22 protein-coding genes are annotated in these 18905 nt (G+C 73.3%); 12 read left to right on the top strand and 10 right to left on the bottom strand.

What is annotated here, in order from left to right:
• Positions 1 to 55 precede the first annotated feature (55 nt).
• The gene (locus AC07VC_RS13130) at positions 56 to 604 is read left to right on the top strand and encodes a hypothetical protein (protein ID WP_317229567.1); all 549 of its coding nucleotides are present in this window, start codon (positions 56 to 58) and stop codon (positions 602 to 604) included.
• Here the strand turns inward: AC07VC_RS13130 and AC07VC_RS13125 are convergent.
• Positions 601 to 1128 (bottom strand): MarR family winged helix-turn-helix transcriptional regulator, encoded by a 528-nt coding sequence (locus AC07VC_RS13125; RefSeq protein ID WP_494674979.1) that lies wholly within the window; start codon positions 1126 to 1128, stop codon positions 601 to 603. The genes AC07VC_RS13130 and AC07VC_RS13125 overlap by 4 nt on opposite strands.
• Entirely contained in the window at positions 1125 to 2882 is a 1758-nt protein-coding gene (locus AC07VC_RS13120; RefSeq protein ID WP_396335519.1) for an MDR family MFS transporter, read from the bottom strand. Before AC07VC_RS13120 ends, AC07VC_RS13125 begins: the two co-directional genes overlap by 4 nt.
• A 165-nt stretch (positions 2883 to 3047) precedes the next feature.
• Between AC07VC_RS13120 and AC07VC_RS13115 the strand changes: the two genes are divergently transcribed.
• Entirely contained in the window at positions 3048 to 3407 is a 360-nt protein-coding gene (locus tag AC07VC_RS13115) for a VOC family protein (protein ID WP_317229565.1), read from the top strand.
• A gap of 4 nt (positions 3408 to 3411) precedes the next feature.
• Here AC07VC_RS13115 and AC07VC_RS13110 read toward each other — a convergent pair whose 3' ends face one another.
• The 8 genes from AC07VC_RS13110 to AC07VC_RS13075 form a co-directional block, all read right to left on the bottom strand.
• Positions 3412 to 3717 carry a DUF1905 domain-containing protein gene (locus tag AC07VC_RS13110; protein ID WP_494674980.1) on the bottom strand — a complete coding sequence of 102 codons (306 nt, stop codon included), beginning with the start codon at positions 3715 to 3717 and terminating at the stop codon, positions 3412 to 3414.
• Positions 3718 to 3737: 20 nt separating this feature from the next.
• The gene (locus AC07VC_RS13105) at positions 3738 to 4256 is read right to left on the bottom strand and encodes an AAA family ATPase (RefSeq protein WP_494674981.1); all 519 of its coding nucleotides are present in this window, start codon (positions 4254 to 4256) and stop codon (positions 3738 to 3740) included.
• Positions 4253 to 4459, bottom strand: a complete 207-nt coding sequence (locus AC07VC_RS13100) for a hypothetical protein (RefSeq protein ID WP_494674982.1) — start codon at positions 4457 to 4459, stop codon at positions 4253 to 4255. Before AC07VC_RS13100 ends, AC07VC_RS13105 begins: the two co-directional genes overlap by 4 nt.
• A 70-nt stretch (positions 4460 to 4529) precedes the next feature.
• Positions 4530 to 5432 carry a hypothetical protein gene (locus tag AC07VC_RS13095; protein ID WP_494674983.1) on the bottom strand — a complete coding sequence of 301 codons (903 nt, stop codon included), beginning with the start codon at positions 5430 to 5432 and terminating at the stop codon, positions 4530 to 4532.
• Positions 5433 to 5529: 97 nt separating this feature from the next.
• Positions 5530 to 6159 carry an SDR family oxidoreductase gene (locus tag AC07VC_RS13090; protein ID WP_494674984.1) on the bottom strand — a complete coding sequence of 210 codons (630 nt, stop codon included), beginning with the start codon at positions 6157 to 6159 and terminating at the stop codon, positions 5530 to 5532.
• Complete coding sequence (locus tag AC07VC_RS13085) at positions 6156 to 7580, bottom strand: DUF6421 family protein (RefSeq protein WP_494674985.1); 1425 nt, start codon at positions 7578 to 7580, stop codon at positions 6156 to 6158. Before AC07VC_RS13085 ends, AC07VC_RS13090 begins: the two co-directional genes overlap by 4 nt.
• A 137-nt stretch (positions 7581 to 7717) precedes the next feature.
• On the bottom strand, positions 7718 to 8272 hold the full coding sequence (locus AC07VC_RS13080) for a GNAT family N-acetyltransferase (protein WP_494674986.1): 555 nt from the start codon (positions 8270 to 8272) through the stop codon (positions 7718 to 7720).
• A complete protein-coding gene (locus AC07VC_RS13075; RefSeq protein WP_494674987.1) occupies positions 8269 to 8796 on the bottom strand; it encodes a GNAT family N-acetyltransferase in 528 nt (175 codons plus the stop codon). Before AC07VC_RS13075 ends, AC07VC_RS13080 begins: the two co-directional genes overlap by 4 nt.
• A 135-nt stretch (positions 8797 to 8931) precedes the next feature.
• On the opposite strand from AC07VC_RS13075, the gene AC07VC_RS13070 reads away from it, so the two are divergent.
• The 10 genes from AC07VC_RS13070 (at position 8932) to AC07VC_RS13025 (ending at position 18857) form a co-directional block, all read left to right on the top strand.
• On the top strand, positions 8932 to 9678 hold the full coding sequence (locus AC07VC_RS13070) for an alpha/beta fold hydrolase (RefSeq protein ID WP_494674988.1): 747 nt from the start codon (positions 8932 to 8934) through the stop codon (positions 9676 to 9678).
• Between the two features lie 81 nt (positions 9679 to 9759).
• On the top strand, positions 9760 to 10332 hold the full coding sequence (locus tag AC07VC_RS13065; RefSeq protein WP_317229555.1) for a TetR/AcrR family transcriptional regulator: 573 nt from the start codon (positions 9760 to 9762) through the stop codon (positions 10330 to 10332).
• 62 nt (positions 10333 to 10394) lie between these two features.
• Positions 10395 to 11048, top strand: coding sequence for a helix-turn-helix domain-containing protein (locus AC07VC_RS13060; protein ID WP_494674989.1), 654 nt, complete (start codon positions 10395 to 10397; stop codon positions 11046 to 11048).
• Entirely contained in the window at positions 11045 to 12754 is a 1710-nt protein-coding gene (locus AC07VC_RS13055) for a DHA2 family efflux MFS transporter permease subunit (RefSeq protein WP_494674990.1), read from the top strand. Before AC07VC_RS13060 ends, AC07VC_RS13055 begins: the two co-directional genes overlap by 4 nt.
• Positions 12755 to 12897: 143 nt before the next feature.
• Positions 12898 to 13341 (top strand): SRPBCC family protein, encoded by a 444-nt coding sequence (locus AC07VC_RS13050; RefSeq protein ID WP_494674991.1) that lies wholly within the window; start codon positions 12898 to 12900, stop codon positions 13339 to 13341.
• A gap of 142 nt (positions 13342 to 13483) precedes the next feature.
• Positions 13484 to 14530, top strand: coding sequence for a LacI family DNA-binding transcriptional regulator (locus tag AC07VC_RS13045; protein WP_494674992.1), 1047 nt, complete (start codon positions 13484 to 13486; stop codon positions 14528 to 14530).
• A gap of 118 nt (positions 14531 to 14648) precedes the next feature.
• Positions 14649 to 15959, top strand: a complete 1311-nt coding sequence (locus AC07VC_RS13040) for an extracellular solute-binding protein (RefSeq protein ID WP_317230624.1) — start codon at positions 14649 to 14651, stop codon at positions 15957 to 15959.
• Between the two features lie 95 nt (positions 15960 to 16054).
• Complete coding sequence (locus AC07VC_RS13035; RefSeq protein WP_494676543.1) at positions 16055 to 16936, top strand: carbohydrate ABC transporter permease; 882 nt, start codon at positions 16055 to 16057, stop codon at positions 16934 to 16936.
• Positions 16937 to 16944: 8 nt separating this feature from the next.
• On the top strand, positions 16945 to 17778 hold the full coding sequence (locus AC07VC_RS13030; protein WP_317230627.1) for a carbohydrate ABC transporter permease: 834 nt from the start codon (positions 16945 to 16947) through the stop codon (positions 17776 to 17778).
• A 2-nt stretch (positions 17779 to 17780) separates the two neighbouring features.
• Positions 17781 to 18857, top strand: a complete 1077-nt coding sequence (locus AC07VC_RS13025; RefSeq protein ID WP_317230623.1) for a glycoside hydrolase family 130 protein — start codon at positions 17781 to 17783, stop codon at positions 18855 to 18857.
• Positions 18858 to 18905 lie beyond the last annotated feature (48 nt).

Here is an 18905-nt window from a genome sequence, read left to right as displayed (position 1 = left end):
GATGTGGGGATCGCCCGAGAGCGGCTCCTCCTCGTCGGACGCCGCGGGCGTCGCGGTGATCGACAACGACGAGTTCCTCCTCAAGCTCCTCTTCCTCCGGGACAGGCTCGGTGTCGAAGCGGCGGACGTCCCCGCGTCCCTCGCGCCGGTCGAGCCCTGTCCGCCGGTGCGACCGGAGGAGGGCATCCAGGCGGCAGAGGAGATATCGCGTCGATGGGCCATGATGCTCGACTGGCTGGTGGGAGCGAGAGGGCGAGCCGGTGCGACGCACGCGGTGCTGACCGCGCAGGACCGGGAGCGGCTGCGAGAGGTGCTGCCGCCTCCGCAGGTCCTGGAGCCCATGGAGCTTTTGGACCTCGATGCCTTCGGCCGCTGGTACGCAGGCATCCCCTCGCATGCCACGGAGGCGGTCGAGCGTGGCGATGAAGCTGCGCATCGTGCATCGGTCGACGCTGAGTCGCGAGGTCTCCGGGTCATCATCGTGCTGCCCGTCTCGGAGCCGACCGCCCGGACGATCCACGAGCATGCCCTGCTCCTGTCCTGGGGCGTCTACGCCGACGCCGCTCGCAGGAGAGACGCCCTGAGGGCGTTCGCGAAGGTCTAGCGGATGAGCTCCGCCGGCGTGCGGGCCACCGCTTCCCCGCCCGCGTTGAGGCGGGCCAGGTAGCCGGCGAACGCGTCGAGGTCGGCGCGCGTCCAGCCGCCGAGGCCGCGGATGAGGCGGCTGCCGCCCTGGACGTCGTCGGCCTCGATGCCCGCGCGGCCCACCTCGGTGAGCGCGAGCACCCGCACCCGGCCGTCCTGCGCGTCGGCGCCGACCTCCACGAGCCCCAGGTCCTGGAGCTGGCGGAGCTGGCGGCTGACCACGCTGCGGTCGACGCCGAGCTGGTCGGCTACGGCGCTCGCGTGGGCGCTGCCGCAGCGGCGGATCACGCGGAGCATCTTGTAGCCGATGGGCGGGAGGTCCGGGTGGATCGCCGCGGCGGCCTCCCGGGTCGTCGCCCGGATCCGCGCGGCGAGGGCGGTCATCTGCTCCTCCACCTCGGCAATGCCCGCGGCGACGCCGTCGGCGACGCCGCGGGAGTCCCCCGCGGCGTCGCCCCCGGCGGAGCGGTCCTCGTCGGTCATCGGCGGGAGTCGGCCCCGGCGTCCTCGGACTCGGGGAGGCGGATCGACCCGGTGGGGTTGGCCTCGCCGGCCGGCGTGAGCGCGACGGCTCCGGCGGAGGCGCCGATGAGCGCGTCCTCGGCGTCCTCACGGTGCACGTCCCGGCCGTCGGTCGCGGGGGTCCCGGCGCTCTTCAGCTGCACGGCGTTCTTGCTGCCGAGCTGGGCGTTGGGCAGGAAGATGACCGCGAGGAGCGAGACGATCGCGAGCGGCACGCTGTAGAGGAACACGTCGCCGATGCCGACGCCGTACGCGCTCTCGACCACCACGCGGACCGCGGGGCTGAGCTGCGAGACCTGGGGGATGACGCCGGACCCGAGGGCCTGCGCGGCCGCGGCCTGGTCCGCGGGAGCGAGCCTGGTGATGCCCGCGGTGATCTCCGACGCGATGATCGTGCCGAGGATCGAGCCGAGCACCGAGACGCCTACCGTGCCGCCGAGGCTGCGGAAGAACGTGACCGCGCTGGTGGCGACGCCGAGGTTCTTGACCTCGATGGCGTTCTGCACGACGAGGACGAGGTTCTGCATCAGCATGCCGAGGCCCGCGCCGAGCACGAACATGTAGATGCCGACGAGCACGAAGTCGGTGTCGTAGCGGAGCGTGGAGAGCAGCCCCGTGCCGGCGACGATGAGGACGGCGCCCGTGATCATGATCGCCTTCCACTTGCCGCGGCGGCTGATCAGGTTGCCGAACACGGTGGAGGAGATGAGCAGGCCCGCCATGAGCGGGATGGTCAGCAGGCCCGACTGGGTGGGCGTGGCGCCCCGGGAGAGCTGCATGTACTGCGCGAGGAACACCGAGGTGCCGAACAGCGAGATGCCGACCGCGAGGCTCGCGAGCACCGACAGGGTGAAGGTGCGGTTGCGGAACATGGTGAGCGGGATGATCGGCTCGGCGACCTTGAGCTCCGTGACCACCGCGGCGATCAGCAGCACGACCGCGCCGGCGGCCATGAGGTACGAGGTGCCCGAGGCCCACTCGAACTGCTTGCCGGCCTGCGAGACCCAGATGAGCAGCAGCGAGACGCCGCTCGCGATGAAGACCGCGCCGAGGTAGTCGACGTGCACCTTGCGCTTCGGGTGGGCGGGCAGGTGGAGGGTGACCTGCAGCAGGATGATCGCGATGATCGCGATGGGCAGCGCGATGAAGAAGTTCCAGCGCCAGCCGAACGCGTCCGTCACGACGCCGCCGAGGAGCGGGCCGCCGACGGTGCCGACGGCCATGACGGCGCCGAAGAGGCCGGCGTAGCGGCCGCGGTCACGCGGGCTGATGATGTCGGCCATGATGATCTGGCTGAGCGCCGCGAGGCCGCCGGCGCCGAGGCCCTGGAGCACCCGGAAGGCGATGAGCGTCTCGGTGTTCTGCGAGAAGCCGGCGAGGGCGGAGCCGAGCACGAAGGTCGCGAGCGCGAGCTGGATGAGCAGCTTGCGGTTGAACAGGTCCGCGAACTTGCCCCAGAGCGGCGTGCTCACGGTGGTGGCGAGCAGCGTGGCGGTGACGACCCAGGTGTACCCGGACTGGTCGCCCTTCAGGTCGCTGATGATGATCGGCAGCGAGGTCGAGACGACGGTGCCGGCGAGGATCGACACGAACATGCCGAGGAGGAGGCCCGAGAGGGACTCGAGGACCTGGCGCTTCGACATGGATCCGTCGGCCGAGACGGTGCGGCGAGGGGCCTTCGCGGGTGAGGCGGTGGCCGGGTGGTGCTGGGACATGTTCCTCCGGGTAGTTGACTACCAGCAACCATATGCCGGTGGTGGACACCTGTCAACTATCTCCTGCCGAGGATCCGCTGCGCTCCCGCAGAGCGCCGCCGCGGTCGGAGTAGACCGGAGGGGAGTGCCGGTCGACCGACCGGCCTCGAGACGAGGAGGACTCCCATGGTCGATTCGGTGGCGACGGTCTGGCTGCCCGTGCAGGACATGACGCGCGCGGTGGCGTTCTACCGCGACACGCTCGGGCTCACGGTCACGAGCGAGGACGAGGACTGGAGCGAGGTGGACGCGGGCGGGCTCACGATCGGGCTCAACGCGCGCGAGGAGGCGGGCGGGTCGTCGAGCGGCGGCGCGGTCGTCTCGTTCATGCCGGAGGGCTCCCTCGAGGACGAGCTCGAGCGCCTCCGCGGCCGAGGCGCCGAGATCACGGGCGAGGTGAGCGAGCACGCGTGGGGCCGCATCCTCCCCTTCCAGGACAGCGAGGGCAACGACCTGCAGCTGTACTCCCCGCCCGTCGCGGGCTAGGCGCTCAGCCGAGCGGCTCGAGGTGGACGTGCACGGGCGCGCCGACCTCGAGCCCCTGGGCGTCACGGACGGCGCGCTTGACCGGCAGCATCCACGTGCCGTCGCCCTTCGGGAACACGGAGGTGCGCCAGGTCGTCAGCCCCACCTGGACGCGCACCGGCACCGACCCGAACCCGCGGCGTCCCGCCTCGCCCAGCTCCTGCAGCATCCCGCCGAGCTCGACGGGCACGGTCACGCTGGTCATGAACTCGCGCCGCGCCTCCCACACCTCGAGCGGGGCCGTGAAGTCGAGGGGGAGGTCGTCGCTCATCCCTCGACCCTAGGGCGCAGTCACCAGCCGGCGCGCTCGGCGACGAGCGCCGCCACCGTGGCGGGATCCCGGTGCGTCGTCTCGACGATCAGCCCGCCGAGCCCGGCCGCGTCGATGATCGCGGCGAGCTCGGGGGCGCGGGCGCGGTGCCAGGCGAGGGCGTCCGCGTCGTCGAGGTGGCGGGCGCCGAGGCGGGCCTGCACGGCGTCGGCGTCGACCGTGAGCCGGACGACCAGCAGGTCGCGCGCGCCGAGCGCCTCCGCGTAGGCCGGGAGGCCGTCGGCGCGCTCGACCACCGCGGCGGCGACCACGACGCGCGCGCCCGCCGCGCGGTAGTTGCGGGCGAGGTCGCGCAGGTTGAGGAGCTCGACCCGCTGCTGGAATGGGTCGTCGTCCGGCGCCGGACGGAGCAGGCGCACGGCGTCGGAGTCGACGAGGGCGTGGGGCACGCCGCGCTCGCCGAGGAGGTCGCCGAGCGCGTGCATCGTGGTGGTCTTGCCCGCGCCGACGGTGCCGGTGAGGAGGACCGCGTCGGTCACGGCCGGCCCTGGCGGGGCGCGTCATCGTCGACGACGACGGCGAGGAGGACCGCGCCCAGCACGGCCGCGGCGACGACCCTCGTCATGGTGGGCACCTGCGGCTCGCGGTCCGCCTTCTCACGGGCCCGGCGGCGCACGAGGGTCCGGGCGACGGTGAGCGCCACGACGACGAGGACGACCAGGATGACGAGGGGCGGTTCCATGCGCACCACGCTACGGACGTGCGCTCCGCCTGATGCCGAGCGCCGCGCCCCCCGTCCGAGCCGGGTGCGCTCAGCCGCCGCCGGCGAGCAGGTCGCGCTCGATGTCGCTCCCGGTGGCCGCGACGAGCTCGAAGGCGGCCGCGCCGGCGCGGATGGTGACGGTCGACGTGCCGGCCCACCGGGGGTGCGGCGCCGTCGCGGTCGACGTGATGGCGTGCCGGAGGATCCGCAGGCGGTCGAGCGACAGCGTGGCGGTGCGCCGGCGCAGCACGGGCTCGCGGCGGGTGACGAGGAGCAGCTCGCGCGGGGTGCACGCGGCCACGGCGCCGGCGGCGCTCATCGGGCGGAGGCGCTGCAGGACGCCCCGGAGCCCGGTCGCCGTGGGGATCAGCGGGGTGCGCGGGCGGGACGACAGCCGGCGCAGCTCCGGGTCCCGCGCCGCCAGGTCGCCGTAGGCCGACGCGACGCCGGCCTCGTCCTGGCCCACGTCGACGCGCGGCGTCGCCCGCGACGGACGCGCGGGAGAGGCGACGCCGACGCCGGCGGCCCCGCTCGCGAGCGCGACCAGCAGCTCGGTGAGCTCGAGGACGACGTCGACGGACGCGCCGTTGAACGGGATCCGCAGCGCGCCGCCGTCGGCCGCGTGCACCGTGAGCAGGCCGTCGAGCAGGTCCACGCTGTCGCGGATGGCCACGACCTCCGCGAAGGGGATGCGGCGCACCGCGTACCCGGACCCGTCGCGCGACAGCACCTCCAGCGCGTCGTCGCCCAGGACGAGGAGGTGCTCGTACAGGTCCATGGAGGGGTCGGTGTCGCGCCGGGGGATGTCGCGCGGGACCTTGAGCACCAGTCGCGCGGCGAACGGGTCCACCCCGTGCGGGCGGAAGAGGCGGGGGATCTCCTCGGTCGTGCGGACCGTGTCGATCCACGGGCCGAAGGCGTCGTGCTCGGCTGTCCTGGTGTGCGGGGTCACCTCGCGACCGTATACCGCGCGTCGCGCGGAACCCCGGGGTGCGCCGCTCCTCGCGGCGGCACGTCATGCGCCGCCGAGGTGACGCCGCGCCTCCGGGTCAGCCCTCGATCAGCTCCCGCTCGGGCGGCACGGCGGTCCAGAGCGCCACGACCCGGCGGGCGAGCGCCTGCTCGAGGCCGCCGAGCGCCTTGACCACGAAGATCGTGGTGCGCGCCGGGGATCCGGCCTTCGAGAAGCCGCGGTCCACGGCGCGCACCCACGTCTCCGCGGCGATCTTGGCGGTCGAGTAGTTGGCGCCGCCGGGATACGGGCGCTGCACCGCGGTGGAGGACACGATGGCGAGGCGGCCCGCGTCCGACGCCTGCAGGTCGGCGTCGAACGCGCGCGTGGTGTTGCGCAGCGTGGTGACGAGCCGCTCGTGCAGGAAGTCCCAGTCGTCGTCGGTCTGGCCCTCGAGGCCGTTGCCGCCGCGCCAGCCGCCGACCAGGTGGATCAGCCCGTCGACGCCGCCGAGGCCGTCGCGGATCCGGTCGGCCAGCTCCACGACGGCCGCGTGGTCGGCGAGGTCGCACACCTCACGGCGGGCCGCGTCGACGCCCGCGAGGCGACCCGCGTCCGTGCCCACCGCGACGACGCGCGCACCGGCCGCCGTCAGGGCGGCGGAGACCGCGCGACCCGCGGCGCTCGACGCGCCCGCCACCACCACCACGCGGCCGTCGACGCTCATGCCGCCTGCCCCGTGATCCCGGCGGTGGATCCGATGACGTCGCGCATCTTCCTCTCCAGCGCCTCGAAGAACATGCTGAGCGGGAACTCGTCGTCGAGCACGAGGTCCGTCAGCCCCTTCGGCGGGCCGTCGAGAGGCAGGGCGTCGGGGCCCTTCGCCCAGACCGACGCCGGGTGCGGCGTGACCGTCTCGGTGACCATCGCGTAGGCGGCCAGCCAGTGCGCGGTCTTCGGCCGGTCGATGGAGCGCCAGTAGAGGTCGTTGACCCGGTCGGCGAGCGCGACGACCACGTCGGCGACCTCGTCCCAGTCGATCGTGAGGCGCGTGTCGGTCCAGTGCAGCACGTGGTGCTGGTGCAGCCACGCGAACAGGAGCTGGCCGCCGAGGCCGTCGTAGTTGCGCACGCGCGACCCGGTGATGGCGAAGCGGAAGATCCGATCGAAGATGACCGCGTGCTGCACCATGCCGGCGCGCTCCAGGAGGGCGTCGTCGGCGGCGCTGCGCTCGACGGGGTCCACCGCGGCGAGGCGGCGCTGGATGGCGACGGCCTCGCGGAACGCGGTGAGGTCGCAGCGCAGCTCCTCGATCGAGTAGAGGAAGAACGGCATCCGCTGCTTGATCATGAACGGGTCGAACGGCAGGTCGCCGCGCATGTGCGTGCGGTCGTGGATGAGGTCCCACATCACGAAGGTCTCCTCCGCGAGGCGCTGGTCCTCCAGCAGGCGGCGCGCGTCCTCCGGCAGCTCGAGCTTCGTGACCTCGGCGGCGTGGCGCACGACGCGGCGGAAGCGGGCGGCCTCGCGGTCGGCGAAGATCGCGCCCCAGGTGAACGTCGGGATCTCGCGCATGGCGACGGTCTCGGGGAACAGCACCGCCGAGTTCGTGTCGTAGCCGGGCGTGAAGTCGAGGAACCGGATGGGGACGAACAGGGCGTTGCCGTAGTCGCCCGCCTCCAGCTCCGCCACGAACTCCGGCCAGACGACCTCGATCAGCACGGCCTCGACGAGGCGGCTGGCGCTGCCGTTCTGCGTCGTCATCGGGAAGACGACGAGGTGGCGGATCCCGTCGATCCGGTCCCGCTGCGGCTGGAACGCGGTGAGCGAGTCGAGGAAGTCGGGGACGCCGAGCCCGTCGTCGACCCAGCGCGCGAAGTCGACGTCGAGGGCGGCGAGGTAGGCGGCGTCGTGCGGGAACAGCGGGGCGAGCGCCCGGACGGACTCGCGGATGGCGCCGACGAGGCGCGCGGCCTCCGCGTGGTGCGCCGCGTCCGGCACGGAGCCGTCCTTCGCCTGCAGCGGCTGGAGGGCGACGGCGGCGGCCTTGAGGTCGAGCCAGGCGGGGAAGGAGGCGACGGCGGCCACGTCCTCGACGACCTCGGGCTCGCCGATGACGGCTGCGGCGGTGGGGGCGGCGTGGGACATGGTTCGACCTCCGATCGTGCGGGTGGCGTGCGGTGACTCCACCGTAACGGCGGGTTCGGCGCCAGATCGTGTCCGTCGAGCCGGTTCCGCGCGTGGTTCCGCGCGGCCGCGCAGCATCCGTGCGTGGTAGGGCGCGGCTACGCCTCGTCGTCCCACGGGACGGGCGTCGTGGTGCCCGCCTCGTGGTCGCGGCGGATCACGCCGTAGGCCACCGAGGCCCGGGCGGCGCCTCCCGCGACCGGCCAGCCGTCGCGGTAGTGCGCCTCCTTCGCGAAGCCGGCGCGTACGAGCACGCGGCGCATCGCCCGGTTGTCGTCGCGCGTCTGCGCCTCGAACCGGAGCACGTGCGGGTACGTGCGGAACACGTGGTCGGTGAGCGCCCGCACGATGGGCGCGCCGAGCCCCCGGCCCCGCCACCGCTCCGCGAGGCGGAGGTCGAGCATGACGCCGGGATCCTCGAGGTCGTCGAGCACCGCGAGGCCCACGCGCCCGGACCCCGCGACCTCCACCCACAGCGCCTCGTGGTCCGGGGCGCGGAACGCGCCCTCGGCGATGCGCCGGTCGACGTCCCGGGCGCTCGGCTCGGGCGTCATGTGGAACGGGAACGCGTTGGTGGTGAGGAACGCGCGGAGGGCGTCCGCCTCCGCCTCCGCGTCCACCCGGACGAGCGCGATCCGCGGCGCGGCCGTCACCACGGCGGTCCGCACAGGTCGAGGTCGCCGTCGGCGGGGGCGGGCAGCCGGCCCGGGCGGATCATGGTCGGCTCGTAGTCGAGCACGACGCGCTCGCCGTCCTGCTCCATCCAGGTGGTGCCGGAGAACGGCACGAAGCCGACGCTCGCGTAGAACGGCACGCGCGCCGGGGCGCAGATGAGCATCGTCATGTCGGGGCCCTGCGCGTCGATCGCGGCGAGCGCCCGCTCGAGGGCCGCGCGGGCGTAGCCGCGGCGGCGGAGGGCGGGCAATGTGGCGACGCCGCCGATCCCGGCGAGGCGCACGGGCTCCCCGTCCAGGAGGCCGTCGCGGTGCACGACCACGACCATCGCGGCGACGCCGCCGTCGGGATCCCGGGCGATGGCGGTCTCGTCGGGGTCGGCCCAGCGCATGAGGCTCGCCGGGTCGTCCGGCGGCAGGGTGAACGCCGCGTCGGTGAGGGCGCCGGTCGCGGCGCGGTCCTCGGGGCTCAGGTCGGCGGAGGGGTGCAGCTCGGTGATCACGTCGCTCCTCGGGTCGTGCGGGCCTCGTCGCCCGCCGTCCCATCATCCCGGGAGGGGGTGGACCACGCGTGGCTAATAGTGCTAGCTTTTGGCTAACGCGGTAAGCCATCGTGTGGATCCCATCCGGAGGCGGGCATGACCGAGCACCTGACCATCGACGGCGGCACGCTCGCCTACGAGCTGAGCGGCAGCACCGGTCCGCTCCTCGTGCTCGCCCACGGCATGGGCGACAGCCGGGAGGCGTACCGCTTCCTCGCTCCCCTCCTGGTCGAGGCCGGCTACCGGGTCGCCGCAGTGGACCTCCGCGGGCACGGGGAGTCGAGCGTCGGATGGGCCGGGCACTCCCGCACCGACATCGCCGGCGACCTCATCCGGCTCGTCGAGCACCTGGGCGGCCCCGCGGTCCTCGTCGGCCACTCCATCTCCGGCGGTGCCGTCACCATCGCCGCGGCGACGGCCCCGCACCTCGTCACCGCCGTGGTCGAGCTGGCGCCGTTCACCCGGAAGCAGTCGCTCTCCCTCTCCGACCTCCGGAACCCCGCCTTCCGCCGGGGCATGCGCCACCTCCTGGGCACGACCCTGCTGCGCAGCTCGCGGGAGTGGCTGCGCTACCTCGACGTCGCGTACCCCGGCATCCGGCCCGCCGACCACGCCGCCCGCCTGGAGCGGATCCACGCGATGCTCGCCGAGCCCGGCCGGATGCAGGCGCTCCGGGCCATGGGCTCCGGCACCCCGGCGGACGCCGGCGCGCAGCTCGGGAGCGTGCGATGCCCGGTCCTCGTGGTGCAGGGCGGGGCCGACTGCGACTGGGCCGACCCCCGGGCCGAGGGCGAGGCGATCGTCGCCGCCCTCGGCCCGCGGGCCTCGGTCGCCTCGTCGTGATCGACGGCGCCGGGCACTACCCGCACGCGCAGCACCCCGCCGAGGTGGCGACCGCGATGACGGCCTTCCTGGCGAGCGCGCATGCCTAGGGCCGGCCTCGACACCGCTGCGGTCGTCGCCGCCGGCGCCGACCTCGCCGACGAGATCGGCTTCGCCGAGCTGACCATGGGCCGGCTGGCGGAACGCGTCGGAGTGCGCACGCCCTCGCTCTACAAGCACGTCGCCGGCCAGGACGACCTGACCCGCCGCATCGCCGCGCGCGCCCTCGACGAGGCGGCGGACGCGATCGGCGCCGCCATCCAGGGGCGCGCGGGACGCGACGCCCTGCGGGCCGCCGCCCACGCGCTCCGCGGGTTCATCCTGGCCCACCCCGGCCGGTACGCCGCTACCGTCGGCGTCGAGGTCACGGGCCCGGACGATCCCATCGCCGTCGCGTCGGCGCGCGGGCTCGAGCCCTTCGTCGCGGTGCTCCGCGGGTACGACCTCCCGCAGGCCGATGCCACTCACGCGCTGCGCGCGCTCCGCAGCGTATTCCACGGCTTCGCCACCATCGAGGCCGACGGCGGCTTCCAGTGGGGGACGGCGACGGACGCGAGCTTCGACTGGCTCATCGACATGGTCGACCTCGGCCTGCGCGCGAAGCCGGGGGAGTAGCGCCGCCTCCGATCGTGCGCGCTCGCTTGCACTCACGGCCGCGAAGTGCAAACATGCACTCCATGACAGATGGTGCAACCGGGCTCCGCGAGCGACGGCGGGTGGAGACGTCGGCGCGCCTGACCACCCTCACCCGCCGGCTCACCGCGGAGCACGGCCTCGCCGGCTTCACGGTCGAGGAGGTGTGCGACCGGGCGGGCGTCTCGCGCCGCACCTTCTTCAACTACTTCGCCTCCAAGGAGGACGCCCTGTTCGGGCGCTCCACGCGCCTCGACACCGCCGACCTCGAGGACGCGTTCGTCGCCGCGGGCGATCCCCGGGAACCGGAGCTGTCGCCCACGCTGCTCGACGACCTCGCCGACCTGTGCCTCGCCCGATGGTCGCGGCTCGACATCGACGGCACGTCCATGCAGGACATGCACGCCGCCATGCGCCGCGAGCCCGGGCTCCTCATCCGGGCGATCGAGGCGTCCGTGGAGGACGAGGACAGCGACACGCTCCTCGTCGAGCGCCGCGAGGGCCTGGAGCGCGGCGACCTGCGCGCGGCCGTCGTGGTGCAGATCGTCACGTCCCTCGGCCGCGCGAGCGGACGCGAGTACCTCGCGCCCGGCAACGCCGACCCCATCGACCTGATCCTCCGCCGGCGCCTCGCCGCCGCGCGGGAGGTCGTCCACCCCGCACCCGCATCCACCCGCCAGCCCGAACGGACCCCATGACCGCCACCGCCCCCGCGCCCCTGCTGCTCACGCAGCGGCGCATCTGGATCATCTTCTCGGCGCTCATCGCCGGCATGCTCCTGTCGAGCCTCGACCAGACCATCGTCTCCACCGCGATGCCGACCATCGTCGGCGAGCTCGGTGGCGTCGACCACCAGGTCTGGATCACCACGGCCTACCTGCTCGCCACCACCATCGTCATGCCCGTCTACGGCAAGTTCGGCGACGTGCTCGGACGCCGGAACCTGTTCCTCGCGGCCATCGCGATCTTCACGCTCGCCTCGGTCGGCTGCGCGTTCGCGGGCGACTTCTGGTCGTTCGTCGTCTTCCGCGCGGCCCAGGGCCTCGGCGGCGGCGGGCTCATGATCCTGTCGCAGTCGATCATCGCCGACATCGTGCCGGCCAACCAGCGCGGCAAGTACCTCGGCCCGCTCGGCGGCATCTTCGGCCTCTCGGCGGTCGGCGGCCCGCTCCTCGGCGGCTTCTTCGTCGACCACCTCACCTGGCAGTGGGCGTTCTACATCAACATCCCCATCGGGATCGCGGCGTTCGTCGTCGCCTTCATCACGCTGACGCTGCCCAGCAAGAAGGCCACGAAGCGGATCGACGTGGCCGGGGTGCTGCTCCTGTCCATCGCCACGACGTGCCTCATCTTCTTCACCGACTTCGGCGGCGACACGGCGTACGGCTGGGGATCGCTCGTCACGTGGGCCTTCGGCCTCGGACTCGTGGTCGCGGCGTCGCTGTTCGTGTTCACCGAGTCGCGCGCCGAGGACCCGATCATCCCGCTGAGCCTGTTCCGGAACCCCGTGTTCGTGAACGCCACCGCCATCGGCCTCGCGCTCGGCATCGGCATGTTCGCCGCGATCGGCTTCGTGCCCACGTTCCTGCAGATGTCCACGGGCACCTCGGCGGCGGTGTCGGGGCTCCTGCTCCTGCCCATGATGGTGGGCCTCATCGGGATGTCGATCCTCTCGGGCATCCTCATCACGCGCACCGGGCGCTACCGGATCTTCCCCATCGTCGGCACGCTCCTCACCATGCTGGCGCTCGTGCTGATGACCTCGCTCACGGCCCAGACGCCCGTGTGGCTCATCTGCGTGTTCCTCTTCGTCTTCGGCCTGGGCCTGGGGCTCATCATGCAGGTGGTCGTGCTCGTGGTGCAGAACGCGGTGCCCGCCGCGCAGATCGGCACCGCGACCAGCACGAACAACTACTTCCGCGAGGTGGGCGCCGCGCTCGGCACGGCCGTGTTCGGCACGCTGTTCACCACGCGCCTCACCGAGAACCTCACGAGCGTGTTCGCCGGCGCGGGCGCGGCCCCGGGGGATGCGGCGGCGTCGGCCAGCAGCATCGACCCGCAGACGCTGAGCACCCTGCCGGGCCCGGTGCGCGACGGCATCGTCGACGCGTACGCCGACGCGCTGGCACCCGTGTTCTGGTACCTCGTGCCGTTCATCGCGATCGCGTTCGTGCTCTCGCTGCTGCTGAAGCAGATCCCGCTGTCGGACGTCGCCGGGCTCGTCGCCCGCGGCGAGGCGGTGGGCGGCGAGGAGGCCGAGCGGCTCGAGGCGGAGCAGCGCGCCGCGGCGCGCACCGGCGGGCGGGGTGGGCGGTCGGCGGCGACCGGACCCGACGCGGCCGACGCGGCGTCGCGCGTCGCGGTCCCGTCGAGCGACGCGCGCGACGGCCGGGACGGGGACTGAGCGCTCCCCGGGTGCACCCCGTTGACACGGCCGTCCTCGGCTGGTCGACTCGCGGCAGGGCCGCCGCCTCCTCAGGGGCGGCGGCCCTCCCCATGCCGGCGTCCGGCCCGGGGCCCGTCCGTCCTGCAGCATCGGAGGTCGCCATGAGCGAGCCCATCGTCATCACCCGCACGTTCGCCGCCCCGCGGGAGCGCGTCTACGACGCGTGGACCACCCCGGCCGACTTCTCCGCCTGGTTCGGCGGCGCGGACATCGAGGTCCCGCACGACACCCTGCGGATGGACGTGCGCGAGGGCGGCGCCTGGACCGCCGTGATGCGCCTCCCCGACGGGAACGCGATCGACTGGGCCGGCGGGTACGTCGAGCTCGACCGCCCGGGACGCCTCCGCATGACGATGACCGACCGGCCGGACGAGCCCGCGGGCGAGCCGCTGCGGATCGAGCTCGAGGAGGTCGCGGGCGGGGCCACGCGCATGACGTTCACGCAGGTCGCGGGCGACTTCACGCCCGAGCAGCGCGCCATGACCATCCAGGGCTGGAGCTCGTTCTTCGACGTGATGGAGGGGCTGGTCGCGCCGGAGGCGTAAGCCCGCCGGACCTGGGCGACCAGGCCCTCGCACCCGGTCTCGATCCGGCCCTTGCGCTCGACGGCGGTCGGGGCGTAGCGTCATCTGAACCGGTTCAGGTCGCGCATCCACGGGGCCCGCCGGCACTCGACGAGGAGGGGCCATGGCCGCGGGCGCACCCACGATCCTCGACGTCGCCCAGCGCGCCGGCGTCAGCAAGGCGCTCGTGTCCGCGGCCCTCAACGACCGGCCGGGCGTCAGCTCCGACTCCCGCGCCCGCATCCTGCGCGCGGCCGACGACCTGGGGTGGCGCCCCAGCCTCCCGGCCCGCTCGCTGTCGACCCGCACGTCCTACGCGGTCGGCCTCGTCATCGCGCGCGACCCGAAGGTCATCGGCGTCGACCCGTTCTTCCCGGGTCTGATCGCGGGCGTCGAGAGCGTCCTCGCGCCCCTCCGCCGGGCGCTCGTGCTGAGCGTCGTCGAGGGGGAGGACGCGGAGCTCGACGCCTACCGCTCCTTCGCCCGGGACCGGCGCGTCGACGGCGTGCTGCTCACCGACCTGCGGCACGACGACGCGCGGATCGCCCTCGTGGCGTCGCTCGGGCTGCCCGCCGTGACCCTCGGGCGCCCCGCGTGCCCCAGCGACCTGCCGGCGGTCGTGCTCGACGACGCCGCGGGCGTGCGCGCGACCGTCGCCCATCTGGTCGACCTCGGGCACCGGCGCATCGCGCACGTGGCCGGGCCGTCGGGGATGCTGCACGGCAGCCGGCGACGCGACGCCTTCCTCGCGGCGGCGACGGAGCTCGGGGCGGCGGACGCGACCGTGGTCGAGACGGACTTCTCCGCCTCCGACGGGGCGCGTGCGACCCGCGCGCTCCTCGACCGGCCCGACCGGCCGACCGCGATCGTCTACGCGAACGACCCCATGGCGATCGCCGGGCTCGGCGTCGCGCAGCGGTCCGGCCTCCGGGTCCCCGACGACCTCTCGATCACCGGGTTCGACGGCACGGACATCGCCCAGCACGTCTACCCGCCGCTCACCACCGTGGCGAGCGACCCCTTCGCGTGGGGGGCCGCCGCGGCCCGCACGCTCCTCGCCCGCGTCGACGCGGAATCCGTCCCGAGCGTCGAGCTCGACCCCGCGCGCCTCGTGGTGCGCGGATCCACCGGCCCGGCACCCGCCGACGACCGGACCCCCGTCCGCCCCTGACCCCGCCGCGACGGCACCGCGCCGCCGCACCGGACCACCGCACGACCGCACGACCGCAGCACCGCACGATCCGCAGCACCGCACCCGGCGATGGAGCCGGGAGAGACAGGAGACACCGATGTCCCGCACGCCGTCACGATCCCGCCGCCGCCTCGCGGTGGCCGCATCCTCCGCGATCGCCCTCGCGGCCCTCACCGCCTGCAGCTCGGCAGGCGGGGGCGACGCCTCCGCCAAGCTCGAGGCCACCGGCGACATCACCATCTGGTACTCGAACAACGAGCAGGAGGTGGCGTGGGGCAAGCAGATGGTGGAGGCCTGGAACGCCGACCACCCCGACGAGCAGATCACCGGGCAGGAGATCCCCGCGGGCAAGAGCAGCGAGGAGGTCATCGGCGCCGCCATCACCGCCGGCAACGCGCCGTGCCTCATCTTCAACACCGCGCCGAGCGCCGTCGGCCAGTTCCAGAAGCAGGGCGGCCTCGTCGACCTGTCGTCGTTCCCGGACGGCGCCTCCTACATCGAGGAGCGCAGCGGCGACTCCGCGGAGCAGTACCAGGGCGAGGACGGCGGCTACTACCAGATGCCGTGGAAGTCGAACCCCGTGATGATCTTCTACAACAAGGACCTGTTCCGGCAGGCCGGGCTCGACCCCGAGGCCCCGGCGCTGTCGACCTACGACGACTTCCTCGCGACGTCGAAGACCCTCGTGGACGCCGGGGTCGCGCCCAACGCGATCCTCCCGGCTCCGACGAGCGAGTTCTTCCAGACCCAGTTCGACTTCTACCCGCTCTACGCGGCGCAGTCCGACGGCGCGCAGCTCGTCGAGGACGGGAAGGCGACCTTCGCGGACGAGGCCGGATACGCGGCCGCCGACTTCTGGGCGAGCCTCTACTCCGAGGGCCTCGCCGGCCAGGAGGCCTACACGGGCGACTCGTTCGCCGACGGGCAGGCGGCCATGTCCATCGTCGGCCCGTGGGCCGTGTCCGTCTACCAGGACAAGGTCGACTGGGGATCCGTCCCCGTCCCCACCGCCGACGGGAAGCCCGCGGACGAGGTCTACACGTTCAGCGACGCGAAGAACGTCGGCCTGTACTCGGCGTGCGAGAACCAGGCGACCGCCTGGGAGGTCCTCAAGTTCGCGACCAGCGAGGAGCAGGACGGGCAGCTCCTCGAGCTGACCGGCCAGATGCCGCTGCGCACCGACCTGCAGGGCACCTACGCCGACTACTTCACCGCCAACCCCGCCTACACGCAGTTCGGCGACCAGGCGGCGCGCACGGTCGAGGTGCCCGGCGGGCCCACCACGGTGGAGATGCTGCAGGCGTTCCGCGACGCGTGGTCCAAGGCCGTGATCTTCGGCGAGGGCGACGTCCACGACGCGCTCGACGAGGCCGCCGCGCAGATCGACGAGCTCGCCGCGCAGGGCTAGGCACCGCCGTGTCCGTCACCTCCGCGCCCCGGCGCGCCGGGCGCCCGCCCGGCGCCCCGCGGCCCTCGCCCTCCGCCGCGGAGCGCCGGGGGCCGCTGCACCGGATCCTCGGGCGCCACCCGCTGGGGCTCCTGTTCAGCGCGCCGTACCTGGTGTTCGTCCTCGCGGTGTTCGCGTATCCGCTGGGCTTCGCCATCTACATGGCGTTCCACGACTACTTCTTCGCCGCCCCCGGCGCGGTCGTCGACCGTCCCTTCGTGGGCCTCGACAACTTCCGGACCGTGCTCGGCGACCCCGCCGTGATCCGCTCGTTCGGCAACGTGGGCGTGTTCCTCCTCATCAACGTGCCGCTCACCGTGGTGCTCTCGCTCGTGCTGGCCACCGCCCTCGACAAGGTGGTGCGGTTCCGCACGTTCCTGCGGGTCGCCTACTACGTGCCCTACGTGACCGCGAGCGTCGCGGTCGTCGGGGTGTGGCTGTTCCTGTTCTCCGGCGACGGGCTGGTGAACTCCGTCCTCGGGCCGCTCGCACCGACGCCCTCCTGGCTCATCAACTCGGCGTGGGCGATGCCGACCATCGCGCTGTTCGTGACGTGGAAGCAGCTCGGGTTCTACATCCTGCTGTACCTCGCGGCGCTGCAGAACGTGCCGAGGGAGCTGTACGAGTCGGCGGCCACGGACGGCGCCGGGCGCGTCCGGACCTTCTTCTCCGTGACGATCCCCGGGGTCCGCCCCGCGACGGTCCTCGTCCTGCTGCTCGCGACGGTGACCGGCGCGAACCTCTTCACCGAGCCGTACCTGCTCACCGGGGGCGGCGGGCCGAACGGCGCGTCGACCTCCCCGGTGCTGCTGATGTACCAGGAGGGGATCCAGCAGGGGAAGCCCGGGGTGGCCGCCGCCATCGGCGTGGTCCTCGTGGTGCTGGTGCTCGTCATCGCGCTCCTGCAGAACCGCTTCGCCGGGGAGCGGGACCGGTGAGCGACCGCATGACGCGGGGGCAGAAGGCCCTGCGCGCGGTCGTCCTCGCCATCGGCGCGCTCGTGTTCCTGTTCCCGTTCTACTACATGGTCGTCGGCTCCCTCCAGGAGTCGCCCGACCCGTCGCCCGCGGGCGCGTTCCCCTCCCTCGGCAACATCACCGGGGCGAACTACACGGACATCGACGGACGCATCGACCTCGTGTCGGGGCTCGTCAACTCCGGCATCTTCACCGGAGGGGTGATCCTCTGCACGGTCGTGTTCGGGGTGCTCGTGGGCTACGCGCTCGCGCAGCTCGAGTGGCGGGGGCGCGGCATCACCTTCGCGCTGGCGCTGCTCGTCCAGGTGGTGCCGTTCCAGCTGCTGATGATCCCGCTGTACGTGCTCATCGCGCGGGACTACGGCCTCGCGGACTCGCACCTCGGCATGATCCTGCCGTTCGCCATCAACTCGACGGCGGTCATCATCTTCCGGCAGTACTTCCTGCAGGTGCCGCGCGAGCTGTTCGACGCGGCGCGCATCGACGGCGCCGGCGAGCTCGCCGTGCTCCGCCGGATCGCGCTGCCGCTCGTGCGACCGGCGCTCGTGACCGTGATGCTGCTCACCTTCATCGGACCCTGGAACGAGTTCCTGTGGCCCTTCCTCATCACCAAGGACGCGACGCTGCAGCCGCTGGCGGTCTCGCTCGCCAACTACATCAGCAACGTGGCGGCGACCGCGGCCAACCCGTTCGGCGCGGTCCTCGCGGGCGCGTGCGTGCTGGCCGCCCCGGCCGTGCTGCTGTTCATCGTGTTCCAGCGGTACTTCATCTCCACCGACATCGGCTCCGGCGTGAAAGGCTGACCATGACCTCGACCACCTCCCCCACGACCGCGTTCCCCTACGCGCTCACCCGCGTGGGCGTCGTGATGACGCCCGACCCGGACGACCCCTTCGAGGCCGAGGGGGTGCTGAACCCGGCCAGCGGGCGCGGCCCCGACGGCGAGCTGTACCTCCTCCCGCGGCTCGTCGCCGCCGGCAACGTGAGCCGCATCGGCATCGCGCGCATCCTCGTGGAGGACGGCGTGCCCGTCGGCGTCGAGCGGCAGGGCGTGGTGCTCGCGCCCGACCGGCCCTTCGAGCGGGGGCTCGAGAACGCGGGGGTGGAGGATCCGCGGATCACCTTCATCGACGCGCTCGGGCTCCACGTGATGACCTACGTGGCCTACGGGCCGGTCGGCCCCCGCAGCGCGATCGCCGTCTCCTCCGACCTGCGCGAGTGGCGGCGGCTCGGCCCCGTGCACTTCGCCTACGACGACGACCTCGGCGTGGACCTGTCGCTGTTCCCGAACAAGGACACGCTGTTCTTCCCCGAGGCCGTCCCCGGCCCCGACGGGACGCCCTGCTACGCCGCCCTGCACCGGCCGACCTGGGAGCTCGGCATCGCCGAGGGCATCGAGGCGGAGCCCCCGGCGCAGGTCACCGACCGGCGCGCGGGCATCTGGATCAGCTACGTGCCCGTCGAGGAGGTGGAGCGCGACGTCGCGAACCTCGTGCGGTGGAGGTGGCACCGGCAGGTGGCCCTCAGCGAGCACGCCTTCGAGGAGCTGAAGATCGGCGGCGGACCGGTGCCCCTGCGCGTGCCCGAGGGGTGGCTCCTCATCCACCACGGCGTCGTCGGCACGCTCGAGTTCCGGGTGGCGCAGCAGAAGGACGTCTTCTACTCGGCGGGCGCGATGATCCTCGACGCCGACGACCCCTCGCGGGTCCTCCGGCGCACCAGCGAGCCGCTGCTCTCCCCGGAGACCGCGGACGAGACCGACGGCATCGTCGCCAACGTGGTCTTCCCGACGACCATCGAGCGGATCGACGGCGTCGACTACGTGTTCTACGGGATGGCCGACAGCGCCATCGGGGTGGCCCGCCTGGACCGCACCGCCTGATCCACTCGGATCACCACGCACGACCCGCACGACCGACCCATGGAGAGC

The organism is Clavibacter sp. GW821-FHT01D01 (assembly GCF_059422605.1).
This window is presented reverse-complemented; position numbering and strand designations above follow the sequence as displayed.